Here is a 22,379-nt window from a genome sequence, read left to right as displayed (position 1 = left end):
CCACCCTGGGTATCCTTCGAAAAGGACGAAAAATTGGCGTCAGAACCGCGGCGGACGCGGAGCACCTGCACCAGCAGCACCAGCCGCCACCGGACGCGGCGTCATCGGCAGCAGACCCTCGCGCTGGGCGCGCTTGCGGGCCAGCTTGCGGGCGCGGCGAACGGCTTCCGCCTTTTCGCGGGCGCGCTTCTCGGAAGGCTTCTCATAGTGTCCGCGCATCTTCATTTCGCGGAAGATGCCTTCGCGCTGCATCTTTTTCTTGAGCGCGCGAAGCGCCTGATCAACGTTGTTGTCGCGGACGAGTACCTGCACGGGCAATCCTGTCTTTCGGGTTTGTTAACAACAGGCAAGTGGCCATAGTCGCTTGCCTCCGCGGCGGTCTACACCACGAATTGTGGCGGCTGATAGCAGAATCATACCGCTCTGTCCACTGCCGAAACGAAAAACCCGCCTCGGCGGCGGGTCGTCGGCGCAAATCAGCACCACGTGCAAATCAATAGCATAACTGCCGCCAGAAGCAAGGAATTACGACCTCTGGTAGTAGATTCGCCTGTTCGGGGCCTCCGCACCGATGAGCGATCGTTGGCGTTTTCTCCGCCACCGATAAATCCTGCTCCCCCAATCCGGCAAACGGTCAGCCTGGCTCTATCAACGAAGGAACAAACCTCGTTCCCCATGGTTGTTTCGCATAGGCAAGCACAGGAGAAAACCGATGTCAGAGACCCGTGAATGGCTCGTCCAGTGGCTCAGGGACGCGCATGCGATGGAGGAGCAGGCCGAAACCATGCTGAACGGCCAGCTGAGCCGGCTGGAGAGTTATCCCGAACTCCGTGAGCGCATTAACCTGCACGTCGACGAGACGAAAGGGCAAGCCGCACGCCTCAGAACCTGCCTGGAACAGTTGGGCGAAGATACGTCCACGTTGAAGGACGCGGGCGGCAAGCTGTTGGCCATGGCGCAGTCCCTAAGCGGCGTCTTCGCCGGCGACGAGGTGATGAAAGGCTCACTCGCGAGCTACACATTCGAACATATGGAAATCGCCTCATACACGATCCTCATCGCAGCCGCCGAATCCCTTGGCGAAACAGAAGTCGCCCGGGCCTGCGAACAAAACCTGCGTGAGGAGGAGGCGATGGCCGAGTGGCTGAATAACAAGCTGCCCGGGACTACGGAGCAGTTCCTGGCTCGCTCGGAGTCGGACAGCGACAATGCCAAACGATGAGGACAACAGGCCGGCGGCCAAGATGACGCCGCCTTCGGTGTGGCGGGCCTACAGTTATGCCTGGATTACCCTCGGCTTCTTCATCATCTCGATCGTCGGTCACTGGGTTTTCGGCTGGTTCGCCTATCTCGACGAGCAGCAAGCGCTCGGCCAACCGCCCGAATTCGGCGGCTATCTGATCGAGATGAGCCGCGACACGCTTGAGAACTGGCAGTCGGAATTCCTGCAACTGCTCTGGCAGGTCGGCGGCCTGGCGTTCCTGCTCTTCGTCGGTTCGCCGCAATCGAAGGAGAGTACCGACCGGATGGAGGCCAAGATCGACGCGCTTCTTAGGCTTGTCGATCCGAAGAAAGGCAAGGAGGCGATTCGCGAGTTGGACCTGCAACATGACGGCCGCCACACCGACGAGCCGCACGCCCACCGGAACTAAGCTGGGGTTGGAAACATGGCCCGGAGCCGATCATCGCTCCGGGTCGTTTGATTCGCAACAGAGCAATTGGCGACAGGCTCTTCCTCTATGCCGTGGCCAGATGAAGCCGCTCGAAATCCTCGAAGAATTCGCCGTAGTCGCAGGTTATTTCTTCGCCCGCCGCAATGTCGCGGATCGCGGTTGCGCCACCATACTGCGAGAAATCCGTGTTCGGCCTTTCGGCGTGGTTCATGAAGCGCCCATTGTCGACTTCATAGACCATGAATCCGGGCCGGTCCGGGCTTGGATAGGCATATCTGTCGAGCAATTCCCTGAGATGCGGCGGTGCGGCCTTATATTTTTCCGTCGGGATCAACCGGTCGAAGTCAGGATCGAGCTGCCAGATCGACGCTCCCTTCCTGATCGGCTCGGCGGCGAATACGCCGACACCCTCGATTGTGCTAGCAGCGATGTAGGTCCTGATCAGCAGCATGTTTTAGGCCCGTCTTCGACAGCATTCTTCGAACAGAAAACGCAATCGCTAAATCGCGCCAAGAAAGCAAGGCCGGTTTTGCAACATGCCGCGTTCCATTGTTCGCCGACGGGAAAAACGCCTCACGTCCGGCTGATCGAAACACCGCCATCGGCAAACAGCGCGGTTCCGGTGGTGAAGCTCGATGCGTCGGAAGCAAGATAGAGCGCCGAGCGGGCGATCTCTTCGGGCTCCGCCACGCGCTTCAAGGCATGCAGGTTTTCGACGAAGGCTCGCGATTCAGGTGTCTTGAATGTTGCCGAAGGCGTATCGGTGCCGCCCGGCAGCAGCGCGTTGACCCGTACGCCTTTCGCGCCGTATTCGGCGGCAAGCACCTGCGTCAATCCGATCAGCCCGGCCTTGCTTGCGGCGTAACTGGTCACGCCGGGCATGCCGACGGTATGGCCGACGAAGGTAGAGGTGAAGATCAGCGATCCGCCGCCGCGATCGACCATCGCCGGCACCTGATGTTTCGCGCCGAGAAATGCGCTGGTCAGGTTGGTGTCGAGCGTCTCTCGCCAGCCCTCCAGCGACAACCCCGAAATCGAACCCATCTTGCCGACCGAGCCGGCGTTGTTGAAGGCGATATCCAGCCCGCCGAACCGGCCCACCGCAAGATCGACAAGGGCCTTGGCATAGGCCTCGTCGCGGACGTCGCCGGCAAGAGCAATGGCCGTGCCATCGGCCTCCTCGATTTCAGTGACGAGCGCGTCCAGCTCTGCCTGGCGACGGGCAGCGACGACCACCTTGGCGCCTTCCTCGGCAAAGAGCTTTGCCGTGGCGTGGCCGATGCCGGAACTGGCGCCAGTGACGATGGCGACCTTGTTAGCGAGTGCGAGCATTGTTTTCATCCCTTTCTTCGCGCCAGCGTCGCCGGCAATCGGGATGGTGATCGCAGTCCGGGGCGGGGCGAGCCACCCGATACCTGCGAAGGCATCTGTCAAGATTTCTTGACGCCGGGCGGACGCCAAGCTACCAAAGCCGTCATTCAACATTGCGGGTGGACGCGCCACCCATTCCAATGACCCCCCAAGACATGATGAGCAAGTTGCTGGAGCCCGGCTATGAGGGCGACAGCGAGTTGACGTTCGCTCTTCAATCGGAATTTCACAAAGGCTTTCCCCTTGAAAACCTCCGGCCGCTGCTGACGTCCGGCAACCTTCATACTCAGGCCGCCGCCGCTTTTTTGGTGGCCGAGATCAGCCCCAGGCTAAGCTTCAACATGAATTGCGTTGTCGCGGAGATCGCCGATCTGCTCAACAGCAAAGTTGTGCGGATCAGGTTCGACGCAATCGAGGCGCTTCTGGGATGCACGACGCTGGCAGATGGAGCCATTCTCGGCCGTGTCATGCTGCGGCTTGATGACGAACCTGCCGGCGTGCGGTGGAAGGTCGTCCAGTTCATCTGCCTTGCGGAGCGCTGGCAGCTAAGGCTTGCGGTGGAAAATGCAGCTGCGCTGCGTCCGGGCTCGGCTTTCAAGACACTGGTCAACGCTTATGGTCACTATTTCATGCCGAGCGCCAAGGACCTGCCGCGGTTGCTCGCGCATCCGGATGCGGTGTTGCGGCGCTTTGCTGCGGCAGTGGCCATCAGGCCGCGCGAGGTGATCATCGAGCGCTTCGTGGCCATGGCGGAGCAGTCGGATGATGCGGAAATCCGTAAAATCGCTGCCGATTGCCGCCAAGGTTATCTGCGGCCGACCCATGCAATTGGGCCGTCCATCCTGAAGCGTGCTCCGGCTGAACCGTCAAAAGGCGAAGCTCAGAACAGCGGCCGTTGAAGGCACGGCGCAAAACGGCAAGCGCCGTCGCAAACAGCGCAAGGGTGGCAGCGCTGTTTCGCTAGTGATACACCTCGCGCGCCGGCGCTCGATTGGATGCCCGGCCGCTATCTGCGAGGCTGGAACGTTGAAGAAATACTCGGTATTCGCCATCGCCCGCGAGGCCATGCGCGGCCACAAGGGCTGGGAGGAACAGTGGTCCTCGCCAGAGCCGAAGAAGGAGTACGACGTCATCATCGTCGGCGCCGGCGGCCATGGCCTGGCCACCGCCTACTACCTCGCCACGGTGCACGGCATCACCAATGTCGCGGTGCTGGAAAAGGGCTGGCTCGGCGGCGGCAATACCGGCCGCAACACCACCATCATCCGCTCCAACTATCTCTATGACGAGAGCGCCGGCATCTACGACCACGCGCTGAAACTGTGGGACGGGCTCAGCCAGGAGCTCAACTACAATGTCATGTATTCGCCGCGCGGCGTCATGATGCTGGCCCATAATGTCCATGACATCCAGGTGCTGAAACGCCACGTCCATGCCAACCGTCTGAACGGCATCGACAATGAATGGCTGACACCGGAAGCGGCGAAGGAATTCTGCCCGCCGCTCAACATTTCGCGCGATGCCCGCTATCCGGTGATGGGCGCGACCCTGCAGCGTCGCGGCGGCACCGCCCGCCACGATGCCGTCGCCTGGGGCTATGCGCGGGGCGCTTCGGCGCGCGGCGTCCACATTATCCAGAATTGCGAGGTCATCGGGGTCAAGCGGGCGCCGAACGGTGCGGTCACCGGCGTCGAGACAACCCGCGGCTTCATCGGCGCCAGGAAGGTCGGCGTGGTGGCCGCCGGCCATTCGTCCGTCATCATGAACATGGCCGGCGTGCGCATGCCGCTGGAAAGCTATCCACTGCAGGCGCTGGTGTCCGAGCCGGTCAAGCCGGTATTCCCCTGCGTGGTGATGTCGAACACCGTGCACGCCTATATCTCGCAGTCCGACAAGGGCGAGCTGGTCATTGGCGCCGGCACTGACCAGTATGTCTCCTATTCGCAGACCGGCGGCCTGCATATCCTCCAGCACACGCTCGACGCCATCTGCGAGATGTTCCCGATGTTCACCCGCATGAAGATGCTGCGGAGCTGGGGCGGCATCGTCGACGTGACGCCCGATCGCTCGCCGATCCTGGCCAAGACGCCGGTGCCCGGCCTCTATGTCAATTGCGGCTGGGGCACGGGCGGCTTCAAGGCAACGCCCGGCTCGGGCCATGTCTTTGCCCACACCATCGCAAAAGACGATCCGCACCCGATCAACGCCCCCTTCACCATCGAGCGCTTCCGCACCGGCCGCCTGATCGACGAGGCGGCGGCGGCGGCGGTGGCACACTGATGAAGGCCCGCTTCGTGATGTTGGGTCACTGGCTTTGCGATCAACCGGCCGGCGCCCGCGTCGGCCCCGGCGAATTGTAGGAACAACCATGCTTCTCATCCGCTGCCCCTATTGCGAGGAAGAGCGTCCTGAACTCGAATTCCGCAACGCCGGCGAGGCGCATATTGCGCGTTCGGCTAACATGGCCGGCGAGAGCGATGACGACTTCGAAAAGTTCTTCTTCATCCGCTCGAATCCCAAAGGCATCATCTATGAGCGCTGGCGGCACATGCATGGCTGTGCGCGGTTCTTCAACGCCGTGCGCGACACCGTCAGCGACAGGTTCCTGTTGACCTACAAGGCCGGCGAGCCCAAGCCGGCGAAGCTGCCGGGAGCCTCCAAATGATCGCAGCGTTCCGCATTCCCGGCGCCGGACGCCTCAGGCAGGCAGAGACTGCCAGCTTCAGCTTCGACGGCCATTCTTATGCCGGTGTCGAGGGCGATACGCTGGCCTCGGCGCTGCTCGCCAACGGCGTCCATCTGATCGGCCGCTCGTTCAAATACCACCGGCCGCGCGGCTTTCTGTCCGCCGGGGCGGAAGAGCCCAACGCGCTGGTTGAGATCAAGCGCGACTCCGCCAGGAAGACACCAAATGTCCGTGCCACCGTGCAGGAGCTTTATGACGGGCTGGCGGCACAGTCACAGAACCGCTGGCCGTCGCTTTCCTTCGACGTCAGTGCGCTCGGCGACATCGCCTCGCCGCTGCTTTCGGCGGGCTTCTACTACAAGACCTTTATGTGGCCGAAGTCCGCCTGGAAAAACTTCTACGAGCCCAAGATCCGTGCTGCGGCCGGGCTCGGCGTCGCCCCCGACCAGGCGGACCCCGACCATTATTCGGCGCGCTTCGCCCATTGCGACGTATTGGTGCTGGGTGGCGGTGCGGCCGGCATTGCCGCAGCACTGGCGGCGGCCGAGACCGGTGTGCGCGTCATCCTTGTCGACGAGCAGGCGGAGTTCGGCGGCAGCCTGCATTTCGAGAGCGGCGCGAAGATCGATCGCCAGGACGGCTTTGCCTGGGCGCAGAGTGCGGTCGCGAAGCTCAAGACGATGGACAACGTCCGTGTGCTGTCCCGCACCACGGCCTTTGGCTATTACGCGCAGAATTTCGTCGGGCTGGTCGAGCGCGTCAGCGACCATTTGCAAAACCCCGGCCGCGACCTGCCGCGTGAGCGGCTGTGGCAGGTCCGTGCCAAGCGCGTGGTGCTGGCGACCGGCGCCATAGAGCGGCATATGGTGTTTGCCGACAACGACCGGCCCGGCATCATGCTGGCATCGGCGGCGCGCACATATCTCAACCATTATGGCGTCACGGTCGGCAGGAATGTCGGCGTCTATACGGCCAATGATTCCGCCTATGCGGCGGCGATCGACCTGAAGAAGGCCGGTGTCGGCGTGGCGGCGATCGTTGACCTGCGCGACAATCCGACTGGGCCGGTGATCGAGGAGGCGAGGGCGCTCGGCATCGAGGTCAATTTCGGCCGCGCGGTGATCCGCGCCGGCGGCAAATTGCGCGTCTCATCGATGACCGTGCAGCCGAAGAATGGCGGCGGCGAACGTACCATCCCCGTTGACGCGATCCTGATGTCGGCCGGCTGGACACCGTCGGTGCATCTGTTCTCGCAGTCGCGCGGCAAGGTTGCCTTCAACGACGAGACCAAGCGCTTCGTGCCCGGCGCCTATGCGCAGGACTGCGTCTCCGTCGGCGCCTGCAACGGCACGGACGGGCTATCGGCGACGATCGACGAGGCCTATGCGGCGGGCGCCAAGGCAGCGAAGGATGTCGGCGCCAACGCCAAGGGAAACAAGCCGAAGGTCGACGCCAGCGAGAACTGGTCGCGCGGCATGCTGGGTGCGGCGCCCGGCGCCGGGGCGGATACGACGGTCAAGGCCTTTGTCGATTTCCAGAACGACGTCACCGCCAAGGACATCCGCCAGGCGGTGCATGAAGGCATGCGCTCGATCGAGCACGTCAAGCGCTTCACCACCAACGGCATGGCGACCGACCAGGGCAAGACCTCGAACATGCACGGTCTGGCAATCGCCGCCGAGACGCTCGGCAAGCCGATCCCGCAAGTCGGCCTGACGACGTTCAGGGCGCCCTACACGCCGGTGACCTTCGGCTCGATCGTCGGCCATGCGCGGGGTCCGCTCTTCGACCCGACTCGCAAGACGGCGATCCATCCCTGGGCCGAGCGCCAAGGTGCCGTGTTCGAGGATGTCGGCCAGTGGAAGCGCGCCTGGTATTTTCCAAAGGCGGGCGAGGACATGCACGCCGCTGTCGATCGTGAGTGTGTCACGGTGCGCAAGACGGCCGGCCTGTTCGACGCCTCGACGCTGGGCAAGATCGAGGTGGTCGGGCCGGATGCGGCGAAGTTCATGGAACTGCTCTACACCAATCCGTGGGAGAAACTGGAGCCCGGCCGCTGCCGCTATGGCATCATGCTGCGCGAGGACGGTTTCATCTATGACGACGGTGTCGTTGGCAGGCTTGCACCCGACCGTTTCCATGTGACGACGACGACGGGCGGTGCGCCGCGTGTCATGAACCATATGGAGGATTACCTCCAGACCGAGTTCCCGCATCTCAATGTCTGGCTGACGTCGATCACCGAACAGTGGGCGGTGATCGCTGTGCAAGGACCGAAGTCTCGGGACATCATCGCGCCGCTGGTCGAAGGCATCGACATGTCGGACGAGGCGCTGCCGCATATGTCGGTGCGCGAAGGCAGGATCTGCGGCGTGCCGACAAGGCTGTTCCGGATGTCGTTCACCGGCGAACGCGGCTTCGAGGTCAACGTGCCGGCCGACTACGGCCAGGCCGTCTGGGAAGCGCTATGGGCCGAGGGCCAGAAGCATGGCGCCTGTGCCTACGGCACCGAGGCGATGCACGTGCTGCGTGCCGAAAAGGGCTACATCATCGTCGGCCAGGACACCGATGGCACGGTAACGCCTAACGATGCCGGTCTCGATTGGGCAGTCGGCAAGAAGAAGACCGATTTCGTCGGCATTCGCGGCATGGTGCGGCCGGACCTTGTCGCCAACGGCCGCAAGCAACTGGTCGGCCTGAAGACCAAGGATCCTAAGGTGGTGCTGGAAGAAGGCGCGCAAATCGTCGGCGATTCGAAGCAGGCGATCCCGATGACCATGATCGGCCATGTCACCTCCAGCTACTGGTCGGAAAATTGCGGCCGCTCGATCGCGCTGGCCCTGGTTGCCGGCGGCCGCGACCGGATGGGTGAGACGCTTTACGTGCCGATGCCCAACGCGACGATCGAGGTGGAGGTCACCGGCATGGTGTTCTTCGACGAGAAGGGGGAGCGCCTCAATGGCTAAGGCTGCTGCGAAGAAATCTGCCGCCGCTGCGCCGTCAGTCGAACGCCGCCCGGCTCTCGCCGGTCAGGAGCTTTCCGCAACCGGCGTCACGCTTGCCGTGTTGCCACCGGCAGAGCGCATTTCGCTGCGTGCGCCGGACGCCTCGGTCGCGGCGCTTTCGAAGGCGCTCGGCGTAACCCTGCCGCAAAAACCCAAAACCTCGGCGGCAAAGGCCGGGCGCACGGCCTTGTGGCTTGGGCCGGACGAATGGCTGGTCATCGATGAGGTGGGAAAAGTCCCGCTCGCCGACTGCGCCGAGGTGACAGTACTGCATTCGGCGGTCGTCATCTCGCATCGCAACGTTGCCATATCGGTCACCGGCCCGGCAGCGGCGGCGACGATCAATTCAGGCTGTCCGCAGGATTTGTCGCTCGACGCCTTTCCGGTAGGCGCGGCGTCGCGCACCATTCTCGGTAAGGTCGAAATCGTGCTGTTGCGCACCGCGTCCGACGCGTTCCGCGTTGAATGCTGGCGTTCCTTTTCCGATTATGTCTTTACTTTCCTGTCGGAGGCGGCCCGCGACGCAGCGGCATAACGTTCGCTGCGACCGACCGTTTGCCGGAGCCGGAGCAAGTCGAGGGAGATGTCGATGCCGTCGAAATCAGCGCCGAATCCACCAGTCCAGAAGACGTCGGCCGTTCGCTCTCTCGAACACGAGCCGCATGAAGGCTCAAATATTGAAGAGGAACTCGAGGAAGGCCTCGAGGATACGTTTCCGGCCAGCGATCCGGTGTCGATCACCGGGACTTCGATTTCCGGCGCTCCCGCAAGGCCCGGCAAGGCCAAGATCGTGGCCGGAATGAAGAAGCGCAGGAAATAACTTCCGTCCGGCGGAGTCTGGCTGAAACGGCCACCAAAGCGGGCGGTCAGGATTTCCTACCACCCATTTGTTTTCGAACCTCAGAACGTGCTGGGCACGATCCACGGATCGATGTCGATGCCGAGCCGCGGATCCTTGTTTTCAGTCGAGCCCTTGTGGGTCGCCGGGCCTGTCTCTTCGACCGATCCGGTCGCGCCGCAATCGAGCTTGACGTTGGTGTCGGCGCAGGCTGCGGCCGGCTTGCCGGGCTGGCTCTGGCCGGCGAAGGCAGCGCTCGAGAATGCCAGGACGGCCACGAGGGCGAAGATCGTCTTTTTCATTGTCTGTCTCCGGTTCAACCGCTGAATCTTTTCCGTACATGTACGATATAGCGTACATATACGCCCGACTGTCGCGGGGTTCAAGTCAGAAGTCGTACATGTACGAAAAAAGTTTTATGTGGATGTTGGGAATCGCGCCGCGCCAGCACGCGACGAGTTGCACACGCGGTGCCGTTCACCCGTGCCGCACAAGATCTTAAGCTGTCCGAAACCGAAGGAACCCTTCAGCAGTTGGCCGGCGTCTCGGTCAGCGGGGGCACGTCCTTGGTGGCCAGCGCGGATAGCGTGAAGTCGCACATCCGTTTCACGAACGCCTGCTGGTCGCCGAACGGATAGAAAGGAAAGGTAATCAGCAGCGAGATCGTGCCGTGGCCAACCGCCCACAGCATGGTGGCAATGGCGCGCGGGTCGCCCTTCAGCTTGCCGGCGGCAACGCAGGCCTCGACCCTATTGATCAGCACTTTCATCAACGGGTTGCCCTCTTGCATTTCGGCGAAGGTCCTGCCTTCCGGCGGCTTGACCTTTTCAGTCATGAATATCGTGCGATACTCGTTGGGGTTGCCAAGGCCGAAGGCCGCGTATTCGGTCATCACCACTTGCAGCGCCTCGATCGGATCGTCGGCCGGGTGATCCTCGATACGCTTTGCCAGGGTCTCGAACGCATCCTCGGCCAGCGCGAACAAGATGTCCTGCTTGTCGGCGAAATAGGAATAGACCGACATTGGCGCATAGCCGACGCGCTTGGCCAGCTTGCGGATGGTGAGGCCTTCATAGCCTTCCTCCTGCACGAGCTTGTGCGCTGCATCGACAAGTTCGGAGCGCAGTTCGGCCTTTTGTTTCTCGCGGCGTGTCTGGACGCTGAGCGGCAATTTTCGCCTGCCTTCTGTTAGCGGCTGTTAGTGGCCGGCTAATTTATATACGCTGTACGGAAACGGACAAGGCGTTGTCAAATCAAGCATTGGCAAAATCGGCGTCGCGGCGCTTCGATCGGCGATACCCCTAGGTCGGCCGGCACATGAAGATCATCTCCGCCGAGGCTCGTTGAGCCGTTCAGGCCGCTTCCGGCTGGCGCTCGATCAATGTCAGCGTCAGCCAGCGCGCGGTCAATGCCGGTTTTTTCGAACCCTCGATCTCGATGGTCACATCATGCGCCGTCTGCACCCAGCCCGACGGCCTGACCTTGACGTCGGCCAGCACGAAACGGGTGCGGATGCGCGCGCCGGTCTTCACAGGCGCCAGGAAGCGCAGCGAATCGAAGCCATGGTTGACGCCCATCTTGCTGTTTTCGAGCGGCGGCATGGTCTCGAAGGTCATCGCCGACAAAAGCGAAAGCGACAGGAAGCCATGCGCGATGGTGCCGCCGAACGGCGTCTCGCGCTTGGCGCGCTCCGGATCGCAATGGATGAACTGGTGGTCGTCCGTGGCATCGGCGAACTGGTCGATCATGCGTTGCGAAACGACCCGCCACGGCGACACGCCGACTTCCTTGCCCACGCTGGCCAGAAGCACATCGAGACTGATCGGTTCCACGCTGATGTCCTCCATTTCAACCGTCCGGTACGCGAGCGGCTTCATTCCTTGAACAGTGTCAGCCCATGCTGCACCGACTGCCCGCCATCGATCGGCAGGATGGCGCCGGTGACATAGCTGCCGGCTCGGCTGCACAAATAGAGCGTTGCGCCGGCAATGTCATCCGGCGCGCCGATACGGCCGATCGGAACATGGCCGCCGACATGCTTGGCCTGGTCCTCGGTCGCGGTGGCAAAGGCGGTCATCCGGCTCTGGAAGGGGCCGGGGGCGAAAGCGTTAACGGTGATGTGGCGGGCGGCGAACTCGATCGCTAAGGTGCGTGTCAGGTGGTGAACCGCGGCTTTCGAGGCAGAGTATGAATAGGCGTCGTCCGCCAGCGGCTGCGTACCCATCACCGAACCCAGATTGATCACCCGGGCCGGATCGGCATCGCTGGCGGCGGCGTCGAGCAGCGGCAGGAGCTCGCGCGTCAGATGGAAGACGCCAGTGACATTGACACCGAACACCTTGGCCCAGGCATGGTAGGGGAAGCTTTCCAGCGGCGCGCCCCAGGAAACGCCGGCATTGTTGACCAGGATATTCAGCCGTTCGGTCCGTGCCTTGACCTGGGCAACCATCGCCGCGATGCCAACCTCGCTGGAGACATCGCCGGCAAAGCCCTCGGCTCGGCCGGAGCCGCCGAGGCCGTTCAGTTCGCCGGCAACCCTGATGCAATCCTCGCCCTTGCGCGAGGCGATCATCACGGTAGCACCGGCCCTGACCAAAGCGGTCGCCGCCATGCGCCCGATGCCGGTCGCAGCCCCAGTCACCAGCGCGGTCTTGCCGGCCACCGAAAACAGCTCATCCAGATAGCTCATCGCAATTCCTCCGCGCGCCCTTGCCTCGCCCAGCAAAAGGCTCGCGTTGACAAGGCTTACCGAAGTACGATCATCCTCTCCACGGGTAAAGTGCCGGACCCACGTGACAGCGGTCGTGCCCGCTGGCCGACGCGATAGGGCGCGTGCCTACGAACTGGCCAAGCCGAATGGCACGGTCCTGAAACAGAATAGCTCGAGGTACGTCCATGTGGTTACAGCGGTTTGTCGGGGTTGTCCTTGTGTCGATGGCAAGTACAATTTTCGCCGAGGCCGCGGACAAGTTCCCGCCCTTTTGGCGCAAGTCGATGACCAACGACCCGAGTACGAATTATTTTCTTGAGAAATATTCGATCCCTTTGGATGATCCAGCCGCGACCGCAGTTAGAAATATCATGCTGGCGCGAGTTATCGGCGCCGAATGCGAGTGGTCCAAGCTCAATAAGGCCAAGGTCAAAGCCTATCGCGATAGGATGATTGAGCCGCTCACGCCTGAGCAACTCAAAGCAGCCGCATTCGAAGGTGGTAGTGCGCTGCGTAGTTTTAACTACCAGGATCTCGCCCACCTTTGCGCCGGCATCGACTATCAATTTGGACCGAAGGGGGTGCTGATCGCGGGTGCCATTTCAACTGGCAAGGGTGAACCAAAGTATCCCTTTGATCCGAGAAATCCATATTTTCGACGGCTGGATTTCATAGGCAATTAACGGAAGGGCCTACTCAGCAGGCTCGACATTGGTGTAGGCGGCTTCCTCGAGCTCGCGCTTCAGCCGCGATGCCTCTTCCACCTTCGGCGTCACGAAGCGGCCGAGCAGGAGATAGGCGACCGGGGTCAGGAATAGCGTCGAGACGGTGGCCAGACCCAGCCCGCCGACGATCACCCAGCCGAGCGCGATGCGCGCCTCGGCGCCGGCGCCGCTCGCCAGCACCAGCGGCACGCCGCCGAGCACGGTGCAGATCATCGTCATCATCACCGGCCGCAGCCGGATGGTCGAGGCCTGCTCGATCGCCTCGCGGACGCCGAGCCCGCGGTCGCGCAACTGATTGGCGAACTCGACGATCAGGATGCCGTTCTTGGCCATGACGCCGACCAGCAGCACCAGGCCGATCTGGCTGTAAGCGTTGAGGCTGGTGCCGCTGAGCAAAAGGGCAAAGATCGCGCAGGCAAGACCGAGCGGCACCGTCGCCATGATGATGACCGCACTGACGAAGCTCTCGAACTGAGCGGCGAGCACCAAAAGGATGATGACCAGCGAGAAGCCGAAGATGGTGATCATGGCGCTGTTGGTCTCGCCAAGCGTCGCCGCCTCGGCCAAGGGGACGATGCGGCTGCCCGGCGGCAGGAGCGGCGTGGCGATTGCCTCGGCGCGGGTGAGCGCCTGGCCGAGCGCGAAATCGCCGCTGAGATTGGAGGTGATAGCCACCGACGGCTGCTGCTGCTCGCGGGTCAGCGAGGGCGGCACGGCGCGCTCGGTCAAGGTGGCAATGGTCGACATCGGCACGAAGCGGCCGTCGGCCGTCTTCAGGAAGATGTTCTCCAGGTCGGTCGGATCGTTGATTGGGTTGGTCGTCGAGACGAGCTTCACCCCGTAGCTGCGGTCGGCGATGTAGACGTCGACGACATCATTGCCGTCGAGCATGGCCTGGAAAGTATCGGCAAGCCCGGTGATGTCGATGCCGAGGTCGGAAGCGCGCTCGCGGTCGATGGCCACCGAAAGCTGGGGTTGCGTCGGGTCGACGGAGAGCCGGGGCGACTGGAAGCGGGCATCCTTCCGCATCTCGGCGATGATCTTCACCGCAGCGTCGCTGAGCGCTGCGCGATTGTTGCCAACCAGCGCGAACTGCAGGCCGCTGCCGGCGCCGCGAATGCCGAGGCTGTTGGGCTGCATCGGAAAGACGCGCACGCTCGGCACCTGCCGGGTGAGCCGGCTGATGTCGGCCATGATCTGCTGCTGGCTGCGGTCGCGCTCGTCCCACGGCGCCAGCGTCATCACCATGAAGCCGGCATTGTAGGCGCCGTTCCGGCCGGCGCTCTCGAACGTATTGCGGATTTCGCCGGAATCGCGCAGCGGCTGGATCAGTTTTTCGATCTTCTGCATCTGCTCGGTCGTGTAATCGAGGCTGACGCCTTGCGGCGCGTCGACGCGCATAAGCACGACGGCACGATCCTCGGTCGGCGTCAGTTCCTGGCGAATCGTGCCGAACAGCGTGAAGGCGGTGGCTGCAAACAGCAGCGCGACCAGGAGTACGATCCACGGCGCGTCGAGGCAGGTGCGCAGGCATCGCCGGTAGAGCGTGTTCAGCGCACCGCCGATGCGGGCGCCGATGCCGCTGCCGCCTTCGTGGTGAAGCGGCGCGGCCGACAGCATGCGTGAGGCAAGCATCGGACAAAGCGTCAGCGCCACGACGGCGGACAGAAGCACCGATATGGCGAGAACGAAGCCGAATTCGCGGAACAGGCCGCCGGTCTGGCCGGGCAGGAAGGAAATCGGCACGAAGACTGCGACCAGCGTCAACGTCGTGGCGATGACGGCGAAGAACACTTCCTGGGCACCAAGCACGGCTGCGGCGCGTGGCCCCATGCCTTCGTTGCGTCGTCGCACGATGTTTTCCAGAACGACGATGGCGTCGTCGACGACCAGGCCCGTCGCCAGCACCAGGGCGAGCAGCGTCAATATGTTGACCGAGAAGCCGGCGAGATAGATGGCGGCGATCGTCCCGATCATGGCGACCGGCATCGCAAGCCCCGGAATGAGCGTCGCGCGCCAGTCGAGGAGAAACACGTAGATGACGATCAGCACGATGGAGACGGACAGGCCGAGTGCGATCTCGACCTCATGCACCGCGCCGTTGACGAAGACCGCATCGTCGCTGGTGACCTTGATCGACATGCCCTGAGGCAGATCGGCCTGCAGCGCGGCGACCGCGGCCCTGACGCCGGTCGAAATATCCAGCGTGTTCGATTCCGCCTGGCGGATGATGCCGAGACCGATGCCGGTCTTGCCGTTCGAACGCAACGTGGTCTGGCCGATATCGGGGCCGAGTGTGACGGTGGCGACGTCGCGGATGCGGGTCGTGCCGCCGATGATGATGTTTTCGAACTCCTCCGGCGTGGTCACGTCCGCCGTCGGACGCACGATCAGGTCCTGGTTGGTCGTGGTGATCGAGCCGGCCGGCGAATCGAAAGCGACCGAAGCCAGCGCTGTCCTCAGGTCGGCGACGGTGAAGCCCAGGCTGGCAAGTTTGTTCTGGTCGACATCGATACGGAAGATCTTGTCGCGGTCGCCATAGACCTGGACGTCGGCAACGCCGGGCACGGCGGCAAGCTCGTCCTCGATCTGGTCCTGGACCAGCACCGTCATGTCCTGCACCGACATGGTATCGGAGGTGACAGCCAGCCGCATCACCGGCTCGGAATTGGCGTCGGCCTTGACGATGCGCGGCGCATCCGCCGTGTCCGGCATCTGGTCGACGACGCGGCCAACGCCATCGCGCACATCGGAGGCGGCGACGTCGAGGTCGACGCCGTCGTTGAATTCGATGGTGACGCGACTCGTGCCGAAGGACGAGGTGGACGAGATCGTCTTCACACCGGAGACGCGGGCGACCGCGCCCTCAATCACGTCGGTCAATTCGCGGTCGACGGTCTCGGCCGCAGCGCCTTCAAAGGTCGTGTTAACGGTGACAACGGCGCGATCGACATCCGGCAGTTCGCGGACTTCGACACCGTAGAAGGCAGCAAGGCCGGCGACCGCGATCAGCGTGTTCAAGACCAAGGCCATCACCGGCCTGCGGATGAACAGAGCGGTGAAGCCTGTATCGCTGGCGGCGTTGTTGGTTGCGGTCATCAGCCGTCGGCGTCCGCGGCGCGATGTTCTTCGCCGGCGATGCGGACCGCGCTGCCTTCGCTGACGCTCTGGGTGCCTTCGGTCACCACCATGTCGCCGCTGACGATCGGGGCGTCGATCAGCACAGTCTCGGTGTTGCGCTGGATGATGCGCACGGCCACCCGCTTGGCCTTGCCGTCCACGATGGCCCAGATATAGGCACCGTCCGAACCCCACTGGATCGCCAGCGGACTGACCGCCGGATAGCTGTCGCCGGGGAATTTCATGGAGATCTGGAAGGACATGCCGGCACGCAGCGAATCGGCCGGGTTGGCGATCTTTGCCTTGACCAGAAGGGTACGGCTGGCTTCATCGATGTGGTTGTCAATAGCGGAAACCGTACCGGTATAGGCTTTGTTGGGATTGGCGATCGGCGTTGCCGACAATTGCGCGCCGATCTTGACGGCGGCGGCGAAGCGCTCCGGCACCCAGAATTCGACCAGTATGCTGGAGCGGTCGTCGAGGGTGGCGACCGCCGACTGGCTGGTCACATAATTGCCGGCGGCAATTGGCAGGATGCCGACGACGCCGGCAATCGGCGCGACGATCGAGCGGCGCTGCAAGGCCAGTTCCGCATCGCGAAGCGCCAGCTTGGCATTGGCCAGCACCACTTCGGCATCGGCAACGGCGACCGCTGTCGCAGCGTTGGAAGCCCGCAGCGATTTGACCCGGTCGAGCTTGGCCTGCGCGTCCTGCAAAGCAACTTTGGCGCGGTCCTGTGCGATCACCTCGGTGTCGGAATCGAGGGTGGCGATCACCTGCCCCTTTTCGACATGGGCGCCGGACTCGACCAGGAATTCGACGAGGCGGCCGGAATTGTAGGGATTGACCGTCACCGAGGCGTTGGCGCGGCCGGTGCCGATCGCCTGCAGGCGATCGTTGATGATGGCGGCGGCTGCCGGCAATGCGACGATAGTCACCCGCTGACCGGCGGCGTTGCTGCTGCCTGCTTGCCCGGCGTTATCGACGGCGCCCGTTGGTGGCGTTGCGGCATAAGCCCAGTCGATGCCCCAGCGCGCCAGCACATCCGGCGCGCCTGGAAAAAAGCGAACCCAGGCGGCCGCAGCCGCGACGAGGATCACAAGTGCAAAAACGATCTGTTTCCAGGTGGCCATCGGCGCTCCGGTTGGCAAATATACCGCCTACGGTTCCCAAGGTGAAGTAGACGCAACGGCGCACTCCGACCCGCAGGATGACTCGTCGATATCAAAGCTTTATGGCAATTCTCCCGCTCGCTTGCACATTAAATCGGTGTAACGTTGATAGGGGCTACGCTTGAGTCAAACTGGATCAGCCGGCTACCGCCAAAGGGGGGAGTGGGTCAGTTTAACGCCCGGCGATGCGGCGGAAGAAGCGCTTGGTGCGCAGGATCGGCTTCAGATGTGACTCGCATTGCTGTCAATCCTCTTCAAATCGAGCCGCGGAATGAGAAAGTCCAAGAATGCTTTGACCTTGGGCGGCTGAACGCCGCCTCCTGGCCGGATCGCATAGAGGGTCGGTTCGGGCCCTGCCCACTCGGGCAGGACACGAACCAGTCTTCCAGCGGCAACGTCCGACTTGACGCGCATATGGTTGGTCATGAGCAGGCCAACTCCCCCCAGCAGGAACCCGTGAAGAGCCTCTGGGTCGCTGGCGACGGCCACTGCTCGTACTTTAAACTGGTACCGCTCGCCGCCACTCGATAGTGGCCATTCTACCGCCGGACGATTGAAATAAAACTCCGTCAACAGACAGGCATGTTCCGCCAGCTCCGATGGATGCTGTGGCGTTCCCGCACGTTCCAGGTAGGTCGGGGCTCCATAGATGCCCATCGGCAATGCGCCGAGCCGCCGAGCCGTGAGCGTGGAATCGGGCAGGGTGCCTTCCTGGAGCCGGAAAGCGATGTCGATGTCCTTGGCGACGAGGTCGACGACCTCGTGCCCAAGAAGCAATTGCGGGAACACCTCTGGATAGAAGCGGCGAAACTCGGTGAGCAGCGGCGCGAGGACGCGAGTTGCCAGCCAGTACGAGGCTGTAATCCGAAGCCACCCACGCGGATGTTGCTGCAACTCCGCCACTGCGTTCTCGGCATCCTCCAGATTCTTCACCACTCGCTCGCAGTGCTGGAAATAAACCGCGCCCGCTTCAGTCAGCTTCAGGCTGCGTGTTGTCCGATTCAGCAGTTGTGTCCGCAGTCTGGATTCCAGCTCCTGCACCTTCCGGCTGACCCGTGTCTTCGGCACCTTGAGCATGCGCGCCGCCGCTGTGAAGCTCCCTTCCTGCACCACCTTTACGAAAGCGACCGTATCGCTGAAGTCGCGCAGCATATGAGTCCTCCAGCGAATTCGGATTGTCTCTCATTTTGAGACATTGATGTCCGAATCCGCTCGATAATCAAGTCAGACCCTTCAGAGTAGGTCATGATTGTCCTATCAACAGCAAAATCCAACTGGAGAATTACTATGATCAAATCCCTAGCGATCGCCGTCGGTGCGCTGACGCTTTCGGCAACTGCTGCCGACGCACAGAGCGCGCCGCTCCGCAACATCGTTCTCGTCCACGGCGCCTTTGCCGACGGAGCTGGATGGCGAGGCGTCTACGACCAACTGACAAGTCGTGGCTATAAGGTCTCGATCGTCCAGAACCCGCTCACGTCGTTCGAAGACGATGTAGCCGCAACGCGTCGCGTGCTCGCCCGGCAGGATGGGCCAGCCATTCTCGTCGGTCATTCCTACGGCGGCACGGTAATTACAGAGGCCGGCGACGCTGCCAATGTTGCGGGCCTCGTCTATGTCGCCGCCTTCGCGCCGGAGATCGGTCAATCCACGCTGGACCAATATGCCGAGGTTCCTCCGCCGCCGAACTTTCAACCTGACGTGCAGCCCGATGGCTTCGCGTTCCTGAAGACTGAGAAGTTTAAGGCCGGCTTTGCCGGGGACACCGACAATGCCGACGCCGCATTCCTGCGCGACTCCCAGGTGCCGATCGCTATGAAGGCGCTTGAGGCCAAGGTGACGACGGCGGCGTGGAAGACCAAGCCAAGCTGGTACGTTGTCGCGACTGAGGACGGCGCTATTGCGCCCGAACTGCTTCGGAGCACCGCCGATCGTATCGGGGCGGTCACGACCGAGGTCAAAGGCAGCCATGTGGTGTTCCTTACCCAGCCACAGGCCATAGCCGACGTCATCGAACAGGCTGCCAAGGGTGTGGTGCTGGGCGATACCGCGGTGGCACCGAACTGACATCGCCCAACCGTAGCTCTGAGCCACGGCCAAGAGCGCGCGGAAACGTGCAAGATACTGGCGCAGCCGGGAGCGTCATCGACGCTCCCGGGCAATATGACAGCAAGGTCGGATTAGGGTCTCTGGTGCGCTCTTTGAGACGCGGCAGCGCTAGAGCGGAACCGCTGCTCCTCTTTTTGTTTGAGCATCGGACCCAAAACCGGTACCCACTTTTTGGTCTGATGCTAGCGCGGGCCGCTGAACTCAGTCCCATCCCGCCTGCCGGGCAACACGCTTACGTCGCGTGTGCCCCGCCGGGTACGACCACGCCGGACATCGCGATTCCGACGGTTGCCGGATCTTCCTTCAGCGCCGCGTCCGCGAGCGAGACCACGCCCACCAGGCGCTTGTCGCGATTGAGGACAGGCAACCGCCTGACCTGGATATCACCCATGTTCTGGACGACGTGCTCGATATCTTCGTCCTCGAAGCAGTATTTGACATCCTCAGTCATCACGTCGCGGACCGTCGCGTTGCCGTCTTTGCCTTCGGCGACCGCACGCACGACGATGTCACGGTCGGTGATCGTTCCGACGAGTCGGTCGTTTTCTCCGACGGGGAGGAATCCGACATCGTCAACCGCCATTCGTTTCGCAATTTTCTGCAGTGACTCGTCAGGACTGGCGAGATGGACGTTGGGGGTCATTATCTCAGCGACTTTCATGGTGAATCTCCCTGTTTGCGCCCAGAACGGCACCAGCGCTCTGCGGTCGTCGACCGATATTGGTCTGAGGGACCTTATTGAGGGCCTCAGGCCTGTCGCGCTGCGACGCTCGGTCCGTTCTTCGTTGATGGAACTAACAGCCGGGCCGAATGGTTCCACCCGCTTGCCCGCGCCGCCAGCATCCGGATCGGTCGCGGCAGTTCCTTGCGATTGCCGCGCTACGGCGCTCCTGCTACGGCGCCGACGATCGCCGTGGCGAGCCCGTCGAGATCGATCTTTCCGTCCGCGACGAGTTCCTCATCGCGCACGGAAATCCGCAGCTTCGAAGGACTGACCTCCGCTTGTCGTTCAAGCTCTGTGACGATCGCTTCGCGTACTTTTTCTTCCATCATCTGCTTTACTCCTGCTGTGGCAACGAGGCGCCATTATGCAAGACTACGAGGCGTGATCCTTGAAGTTTCCCGTTTTGTTCCCATATAATGCGGCAGGACCGGAGACCGCCGCATGGGATGGGTTAGCCCCGGTTCTGTGCGGCTCGAATTTTCATGGTGAGAACCTTCGGATCGTGGCGATCCAGCCGTTCCACCAGAAGAGATCAGATCTCCGGGCTCCTGCCGCGCACTAAGCGACGAATGTCGTGGAGCGAGGAAAGTCCGGGCTTTGCCGACACACCCCAGCAGGTAATGCCTGCCCGCCGCGAGGCGAGCCACGGCAACAGAGACGAGCGTCCCAGTCGGGACGGGTGAAACGGGCGACAGGGTGGGGGAAGCAACCGCAAGAAGTGCCCTGTGACCTGTGTCGGGGAGGGCTTTGGTGGCGGGCAAGGAGGCGTCTGGCGACAGGCGTCCAAGAGGAATGGCAGCCCTCGACAGAACCCGGCTTACAGGGGATCTGGTCTCAAGCATCTCGTGGCGAGAACCGGCAGACGCGCACAACTCGGCCTACGGGCTCGGAGAGCTGGAGTGTAGCGCAGCCTGGTAGCGCACCTCGTTTGGGACGAGGGGGCCGCAGGTTCGAATCCTGCCACTCCGACCATCCCGGTTCGCGATCTTTGCGAACGCGGCGCGAAGCTGGAAAAGCACTCGCGGACGTGGCGGAATCGGTAGACGCAGCCGGCTTAAACCCGGCGGGCATTCCCGTTGCGAGTTCGAATATCGCCGTCCGCACCAAATTGGGGCCGCACCAAATCGGGCTGCATCAAATCGAATATGGAGGGGTGGCAGAGCCTGGTTGAATGCGCCCGCCTCGAAAGCGGGTAGGCCTGCAAGGGCCTCGGGGGTTCAAATCCCCCCTCCGCCAGCGGCAAGGTGGCCGAGCGGCTGAAGGCGCCCGCCTGGAAAGTGGGTAGACGGCGCAAACCGTCTCGCAGGTTCGAATCCTGCCTTGTCCGCCAGTTTTTTCGAGGCTCGTTCAAAGGCAGGACGCCTAATTTAGTTCGGAGATCAAGGTTCGCCGTACCCGAGCCAAGGTTCTGATTCCGGATGTTTCGGAGGGGTGGCCGAGCGGTTAATGGCAGCAGTCTGTAAAACTGCCCTCTTTGAGTTCGTAGGTTCGAATCCTACTCCCTCCACCAATCATTGAAGCTTCATGTCGGTGGTTGGTTCGCTACATCCCTGGGCACCAGTTGCGGCCGTGGCGGAAATGGTAGACGCACCGCACTCAAAATGCGGCGCCTCCCGTGGCGTGCCGGTTCAATTCCGGCCGGTCGCACCAGATCAGTCGGTTTAGCTATTCGGTCGGTCATTCGGTAGAGCACGCGCCGGGCAGCCGGAAGCAATTATCCGTCAAAGCAATGCAAGACGTGGCGTCCCTTAGAAGTGAGCGTCATGGCGCCGTGGGAGAACGGCTATCCAGCGGACTGCAACTCCGTATATGCCGGTTCGAGTCCGGCCGGCGCCTCCAAATTATCGACAGCTGATCAACAGCTGACAAGGTGGAAGAGTGGCCGAGCGGCTGAAGGCTGCGGCTTGCTAAGCCGTTATGCGGAGACACCCGCATCGAGGGTTCGAATCCCTTCTCTTCCGCCAGCGGCATCAGGCTGTGGATTAACCGAAAACGAGCATTGCTGTCGTAACCCCATCCCTGCAGCCAACATGGCTCGATCTGGCTGAAACCCCGGGGAACGCAGCACGATGCCAAGCCGGCAATGGAATTAGCAGGTTCTTTCACCAAAAGGTGCTTGACACGAAACCGATGCTTCCCATATACGCCTCACCAACGAGGGCGGTGCGCCGCTGGCGACGAAGCGCTTCGCTTCTAGATCTGCCCTCTGCGAAATTCAAGAGAGCCGCGTGAGCGACACTCGAACG

The 22,379-nt window shown here is 62.4% G+C and carries 22 protein-coding genes, 7 tRNA genes and 1 other RNA gene; 18 read left to right on the top strand and 12 right to left on the bottom strand.

Annotated features, from left to right (window positions below; all coding sequences use genetic code 11):
* Positions 1 to 39: 39 nt before the first annotated feature.
* Complete coding sequence (rpsU, locus tag CIT31_RS25280; RefSeq protein WP_023675331.1) at positions 40 to 312, bottom strand: 30S ribosomal protein S21; 273 nt, start codon at positions 310 to 312, stop codon at positions 40 to 42.
* A gap of 400 nt (positions 313 to 712) precedes the next feature.
* Here rpsU and CIT31_RS25275 point away from each other — a divergent pair, with 400 nt between their 5' ends.
* Positions 713 to 1,222 (top strand): ferritin-like domain-containing protein, encoded by a 510-nt coding sequence (locus CIT31_RS25275; protein ID WP_095520847.1) that lies wholly within the window; start codon positions 713 to 715, stop codon positions 1,220 to 1,222.
* Positions 1,209 to 1,652 carry a DUF6766 family protein gene (locus CIT31_RS25270; RefSeq protein ID WP_245316457.1) on the top strand — a complete coding sequence of 148 codons (444 nt, stop codon included), beginning with the start codon at positions 1,209 to 1,211 and terminating at the stop codon, positions 1,650 to 1,652. Before CIT31_RS25275 ends, CIT31_RS25270 begins: the two co-directional genes overlap by 14 nt.
* 85 nt (positions 1,653 to 1,737) lie before the next feature.
* Here the strand turns inward: CIT31_RS25270 and CIT31_RS25265 are convergent, their stop codons facing one another.
* Positions 1,738 to 2,124 (bottom strand): SET domain-containing protein, encoded by a 387-nt coding sequence (locus CIT31_RS25265; protein WP_029348073.1) that lies wholly within the window; start codon positions 2,122 to 2,124, stop codon positions 1,738 to 1,740.
* A gap of 122 nt (positions 2,125 to 2,246) precedes the next feature.
* A complete protein-coding gene (locus CIT31_RS25260) occupies positions 2,247 to 3,005 on the bottom strand; it encodes an SDR family oxidoreductase (protein ID WP_095520991.1) in 759 nt (252 codons plus the stop codon).
* A 152-nt stretch (positions 3,006 to 3,157) separates the two neighbouring features.
* On the opposite strand from CIT31_RS25260, the gene CIT31_RS25255 reads away from it, so the two are divergent.
* From CIT31_RS25255 to CIT31_RS25230, 6 genes are all read left to right on the top strand, one after another.
* Positions 3,158 to 3,943, top strand: a complete 786-nt coding sequence (locus tag CIT31_RS25255; RefSeq protein ID WP_133116206.1) for a hypothetical protein — start codon at positions 3,158 to 3,160, stop codon at positions 3,941 to 3,943.
* A gap of 127 nt (positions 3,944 to 4,070) precedes the next feature.
* Positions 4,071 to 5,324, top strand: a complete 1,254-nt coding sequence (locus CIT31_RS25250) for a sarcosine oxidase subunit beta (protein ID WP_095520845.1) — start codon at positions 4,071 to 4,073, stop codon at positions 5,322 to 5,324.
* An 88-nt stretch (positions 5,325 to 5,412) separates the two neighbouring features.
* Positions 5,413 to 5,709 (top strand): sarcosine oxidase subunit delta, encoded by a 297-nt coding sequence (locus tag CIT31_RS25245; RefSeq protein ID WP_065011078.1) that lies wholly within the window; start codon positions 5,413 to 5,415, stop codon positions 5,707 to 5,709.
* Positions 5,706 to 8,696: a sarcosine oxidase subunit alpha gene (locus tag CIT31_RS25240; protein ID WP_095520844.1), complete on the top strand. Its 2,991-nt coding sequence runs from the start codon at positions 5,706 to 5,708 to the stop codon at positions 8,694 to 8,696. Before CIT31_RS25245 ends, CIT31_RS25240 begins: the two co-directional genes overlap by 4 nt.
* Positions 8,689 to 9,270 carry a sarcosine oxidase subunit gamma gene (locus tag CIT31_RS25235; RefSeq protein ID WP_095520843.1) on the top strand — a complete coding sequence of 194 codons (582 nt, stop codon included), beginning with the start codon at positions 8,689 to 8,691 and terminating at the stop codon, positions 9,268 to 9,270. Before CIT31_RS25240 ends, CIT31_RS25235 begins: the two co-directional genes overlap by 8 nt.
* A 54-nt stretch (positions 9,271 to 9,324) precedes the next feature.
* Positions 9,325 to 9,555, top strand: a complete 231-nt coding sequence (locus CIT31_RS25230; protein WP_065011085.1) for a hypothetical protein — start codon at positions 9,325 to 9,327, stop codon at positions 9,553 to 9,555.
* Positions 9,556 to 9,635: 80 nt separating this feature from the next.
* Here the strand turns inward: CIT31_RS25230 and CIT31_RS25225 are convergent, their stop codons facing one another.
* The 4 genes from CIT31_RS25225 to CIT31_RS25210 form a co-directional block, all read right to left on the bottom strand.
* Complete coding sequence (locus CIT31_RS25225) at positions 9,636 to 9,875, bottom strand: DUF680 domain-containing protein (RefSeq protein ID WP_095520842.1); 240 nt, start codon at positions 9,873 to 9,875, stop codon at positions 9,636 to 9,638.
* Positions 9,876 to 10,099: 224 nt separating this feature from the next.
* Entirely contained in the window at positions 10,100 to 10,744 is a 645-nt protein-coding gene (locus tag CIT31_RS25220) for a TetR/AcrR family transcriptional regulator (RefSeq protein ID WP_095520841.1), read from the bottom strand.
* 181 nt (positions 10,745 to 10,925) lie between these two features.
* Positions 10,926 to 11,420, bottom strand: coding sequence for a MaoC family dehydratase (locus CIT31_RS25215; RefSeq protein WP_029348059.1), 495 nt, complete (start codon positions 11,418 to 11,420; stop codon positions 10,926 to 10,928).
* 26 nt (positions 11,421 to 11,446) lie between these two features.
* Entirely contained in the window at positions 11,447 to 12,262 is an 816-nt protein-coding gene (locus CIT31_RS25210) for an SDR family oxidoreductase (RefSeq protein ID WP_095520840.1), read from the bottom strand.
* Positions 12,263 to 12,567: 305 nt separating this feature from the next.
* Here CIT31_RS25210 and CIT31_RS25205 point away from each other — a divergent pair, with 305 nt between their 5' ends.
* Positions 12,568 to 12,966 (top strand): hypothetical protein, encoded by a 399-nt coding sequence (locus CIT31_RS25205; protein ID WP_095520990.1) that lies wholly within the window; start codon positions 12,568 to 12,570, stop codon positions 12,964 to 12,966.
* Between the two features lie 9 nt (positions 12,967 to 12,975).
* On the opposite strand, the gene CIT31_RS25200 is transcribed toward CIT31_RS25205, so the two are convergent.
* From CIT31_RS25200 to CIT31_RS25190, 3 genes are all read right to left on the bottom strand, one after another.
* On the bottom strand, positions 12,976 to 16,107 hold the full coding sequence (locus CIT31_RS25200) for an efflux RND transporter permease subunit (RefSeq protein ID WP_095520839.1): 3,132 nt from the start codon (positions 16,105 to 16,107) through the stop codon (positions 12,976 to 12,978).
* Positions 16,107 to 17,261 carry an efflux RND transporter periplasmic adaptor subunit gene (locus tag CIT31_RS25195; RefSeq protein ID WP_095520838.1) on the bottom strand — a complete coding sequence of 385 codons (1,155 nt, stop codon included), beginning with the start codon at positions 17,259 to 17,261 and terminating at the stop codon, positions 16,107 to 16,109. The genes CIT31_RS25200 and CIT31_RS25195 overlap by 1 nt, the downstream gene beginning before the upstream one ends.
* A gap of 261 nt (positions 17,262 to 17,522) precedes the next feature.
* Complete coding sequence (locus CIT31_RS25190) at positions 17,523 to 18,452, bottom strand: LysR family transcriptional regulator (protein WP_095520837.1); 930 nt, start codon at positions 18,450 to 18,452, stop codon at positions 17,523 to 17,525.
* Between the two features lie 135 nt (positions 18,453 to 18,587).
* On the opposite strand from CIT31_RS25190, the gene CIT31_RS25185 reads away from it, so the two are divergent.
* Positions 18,588 to 19,367, top strand: a complete 780-nt coding sequence (locus tag CIT31_RS25185; protein WP_095520836.1) for an alpha/beta fold hydrolase — start codon at positions 18,588 to 18,590, stop codon at positions 19,365 to 19,367.
* Positions 19,368 to 19,641: 274 nt separating this feature from the next.
* Here the strand turns inward: CIT31_RS25185 and CIT31_RS25180 are convergent, their stop codons facing one another.
* Both CIT31_RS25180 and CIT31_RS34425 read right to left on the bottom strand, forming a co-directional pair.
* The gene (locus tag CIT31_RS25180) at positions 19,642 to 20,070 is read right to left on the bottom strand and encodes a CBS domain-containing protein (protein ID WP_095492155.1); all 429 of its coding nucleotides are present in this window, start codon (positions 20,068 to 20,070) and stop codon (positions 19,642 to 19,644) included.
* 218 nt (positions 20,071 to 20,288) lie between these two features.
* Positions 20,289 to 20,462: a hypothetical protein gene (locus CIT31_RS34425; protein ID WP_095520835.1), complete on the bottom strand. Its 174-nt coding sequence runs from the start codon at positions 20,460 to 20,462 to the stop codon at positions 20,289 to 20,291.
* A 203-nt stretch (positions 20,463 to 20,665) separates the two neighbouring features.
* Between CIT31_RS34425 and rnpB the strand changes: the two genes are divergently transcribed.
* The 8 genes from rnpB to CIT31_RS25130 all read left to right on the top strand — a co-directional run bounded on the left by rnpB (position 20,666) and on the right by CIT31_RS25130 (position 22,097).
* Positions 20,666 to 20,969: RNase P RNA component class A (gene rnpB / locus CIT31_RS25170), an RNA gene on the top strand.
* A gap of 59 nt (positions 20,970 to 21,028) precedes the next feature.
* Positions 21,029 to 21,105 (top strand) — tRNA-Pro (locus CIT31_RS25165).
* Between the two features lie 49 nt (positions 21,106 to 21,154).
* Positions 21,155 to 21,239 (top strand) — tRNA-Leu (locus CIT31_RS25160).
* A 41-nt stretch (positions 21,240 to 21,280) separates the two neighbouring features.
* A tRNA-Ser gene (locus tag CIT31_RS25155) sits at positions 21,281 to 21,369 on the top strand.
* Between the two features lie 189 nt (positions 21,370 to 21,558).
* A tRNA-Tyr gene (locus CIT31_RS25145) sits at positions 21,559 to 21,643 on the top strand.
* Between the two features lie 53 nt (positions 21,644 to 21,696).
* A tRNA-Leu gene (locus CIT31_RS25140) sits at positions 21,697 to 21,783 on the top strand.
* A gap of 115 nt (positions 21,784 to 21,898) precedes the next feature.
* Positions 21,899 to 21,972 (top strand) — tRNA-Cys (locus CIT31_RS25135).
* Positions 21,973 to 22,005: 33 nt separating this feature from the next.
* Positions 22,006 to 22,097, top strand: a tRNA-Ser gene (locus CIT31_RS25130).
* Positions 22,098 to 22,379 lie beyond the last annotated feature (282 nt).

This window comes from Mesorhizobium wenxiniae (genome assembly GCF_002284535.1).
Lineage (GTDB): Bacteria > Pseudomonadota > Alphaproteobacteria > Rhizobiales > Rhizobiaceae > Mesorhizobium > Mesorhizobium wenxiniae.
This window is presented reverse-complemented; position numbering and strand designations above follow the sequence as displayed.

What these genes read in the sequence shown, in the direction of transcription:
- CIT31_RS25275 (WP_095520847.1), top strand. Translation starts at nt 713, where the DNA reads ATGTCAGAGACCCGTGAATGGCTCGTCCAGTGGCTCAGGGACGCGCAT.
- CIT31_RS25270 (WP_245316457.1), top strand. Translation starts at nt 1,209, where the DNA reads ATGCCAAACGATGAGGACAACAGGCCGGCGGCCAAGATGACGCCGCCT.
- CIT31_RS34425 (WP_095520835.1), bottom strand. Translation starts at nt 20,462, where the DNA reads ATGATGGAAGAAAAAGTACGCGAAGCGATCGTCACAGAGCTTGAACGA.
- CIT31_RS25215 (WP_029348059.1), bottom strand. Translation starts at nt 11,420, where the DNA reads ATGGAGGACATCAGCGTGGAACCGATCAGTCTCGATGTGCTTCTGGCC.
- CIT31_RS25245 (WP_065011078.1), top strand. Translation starts at nt 5,413, where the DNA reads ATGCTTCTCATCCGCTGCCCCTATTGCGAGGAAGAGCGTCCTGAACTC.
- CIT31_RS25260 (WP_095520991.1), bottom strand. Translation starts at nt 3,005, where the DNA reads ATGCTCGCACTCGCTAACAAGGTCGCCATCGTCACTGGCGCCAGTTCC.
- CIT31_RS25195 (WP_095520838.1), bottom strand. Translation starts at nt 17,261, where the DNA reads ATGGCCACCTGGAAACAGATCGTTTTTGCACTTGTGATCCTCGTCGCG.
- CIT31_RS25205 (WP_095520990.1), top strand. Translation starts at nt 12,568, where the DNA reads ATGACCAACGACCCGAGTACGAATTATTTTCTTGAGAAATATTCGATC.
- CIT31_RS25200 (WP_095520839.1), bottom strand. Translation starts at nt 16,107, where the DNA reads ATGACCGCAACCAACAACGCCGCCAGCGATACAGGCTTCACCGCTCTG.
- CIT31_RS25190 (WP_095520837.1), bottom strand. Translation starts at nt 18,452, where the DNA reads ATGCTGCGCGACTTCAGCGATACGGTCGCTTTCGTAAAGGTGGTGCAG.
- CIT31_RS25210 (WP_095520840.1), bottom strand. Translation starts at nt 12,262, where the DNA reads ATGAGCTATCTGGATGAGCTGTTTTCGGTGGCCGGCAAGACCGCGCTG.
- CIT31_RS25265 (WP_029348073.1), bottom strand. Translation starts at nt 2,124, where the DNA reads ATGCTGCTGATCAGGACCTACATCGCTGCTAGCACAATCGAGGGTGTC.
- CIT31_RS25230 (WP_065011085.1), top strand. Translation starts at nt 9,325, where the DNA reads ATGCCGTCGAAATCAGCGCCGAATCCACCAGTCCAGAAGACGTCGGCC.
- CIT31_RS25185 (WP_095520836.1), top strand. Translation starts at nt 18,588, where the DNA reads ATGATCAAATCCCTAGCGATCGCCGTCGGTGCGCTGACGCTTTCGGCA.
- CIT31_RS25235 (WP_095520843.1), top strand. Translation starts at nt 8,689, where the DNA reads ATGGCTAAGGCTGCTGCGAAGAAATCTGCCGCCGCTGCGCCGTCAGTC.
- CIT31_RS25180 (WP_095492155.1), bottom strand. Translation starts at nt 20,070, where the DNA reads ATGAAAGTCGCTGAGATAATGACCCCCAACGTCCATCTCGCCAGTCCT.
- CIT31_RS25225 (WP_095520842.1), bottom strand. Translation starts at nt 9,875, where the DNA reads ATGAAAAAGACGATCTTCGCCCTCGTGGCCGTCCTGGCATTCTCGAGC.
- CIT31_RS25240 (WP_095520844.1), top strand. Translation starts at nt 5,706, where the DNA reads ATGATCGCAGCGTTCCGCATTCCCGGCGCCGGACGCCTCAGGCAGGCA.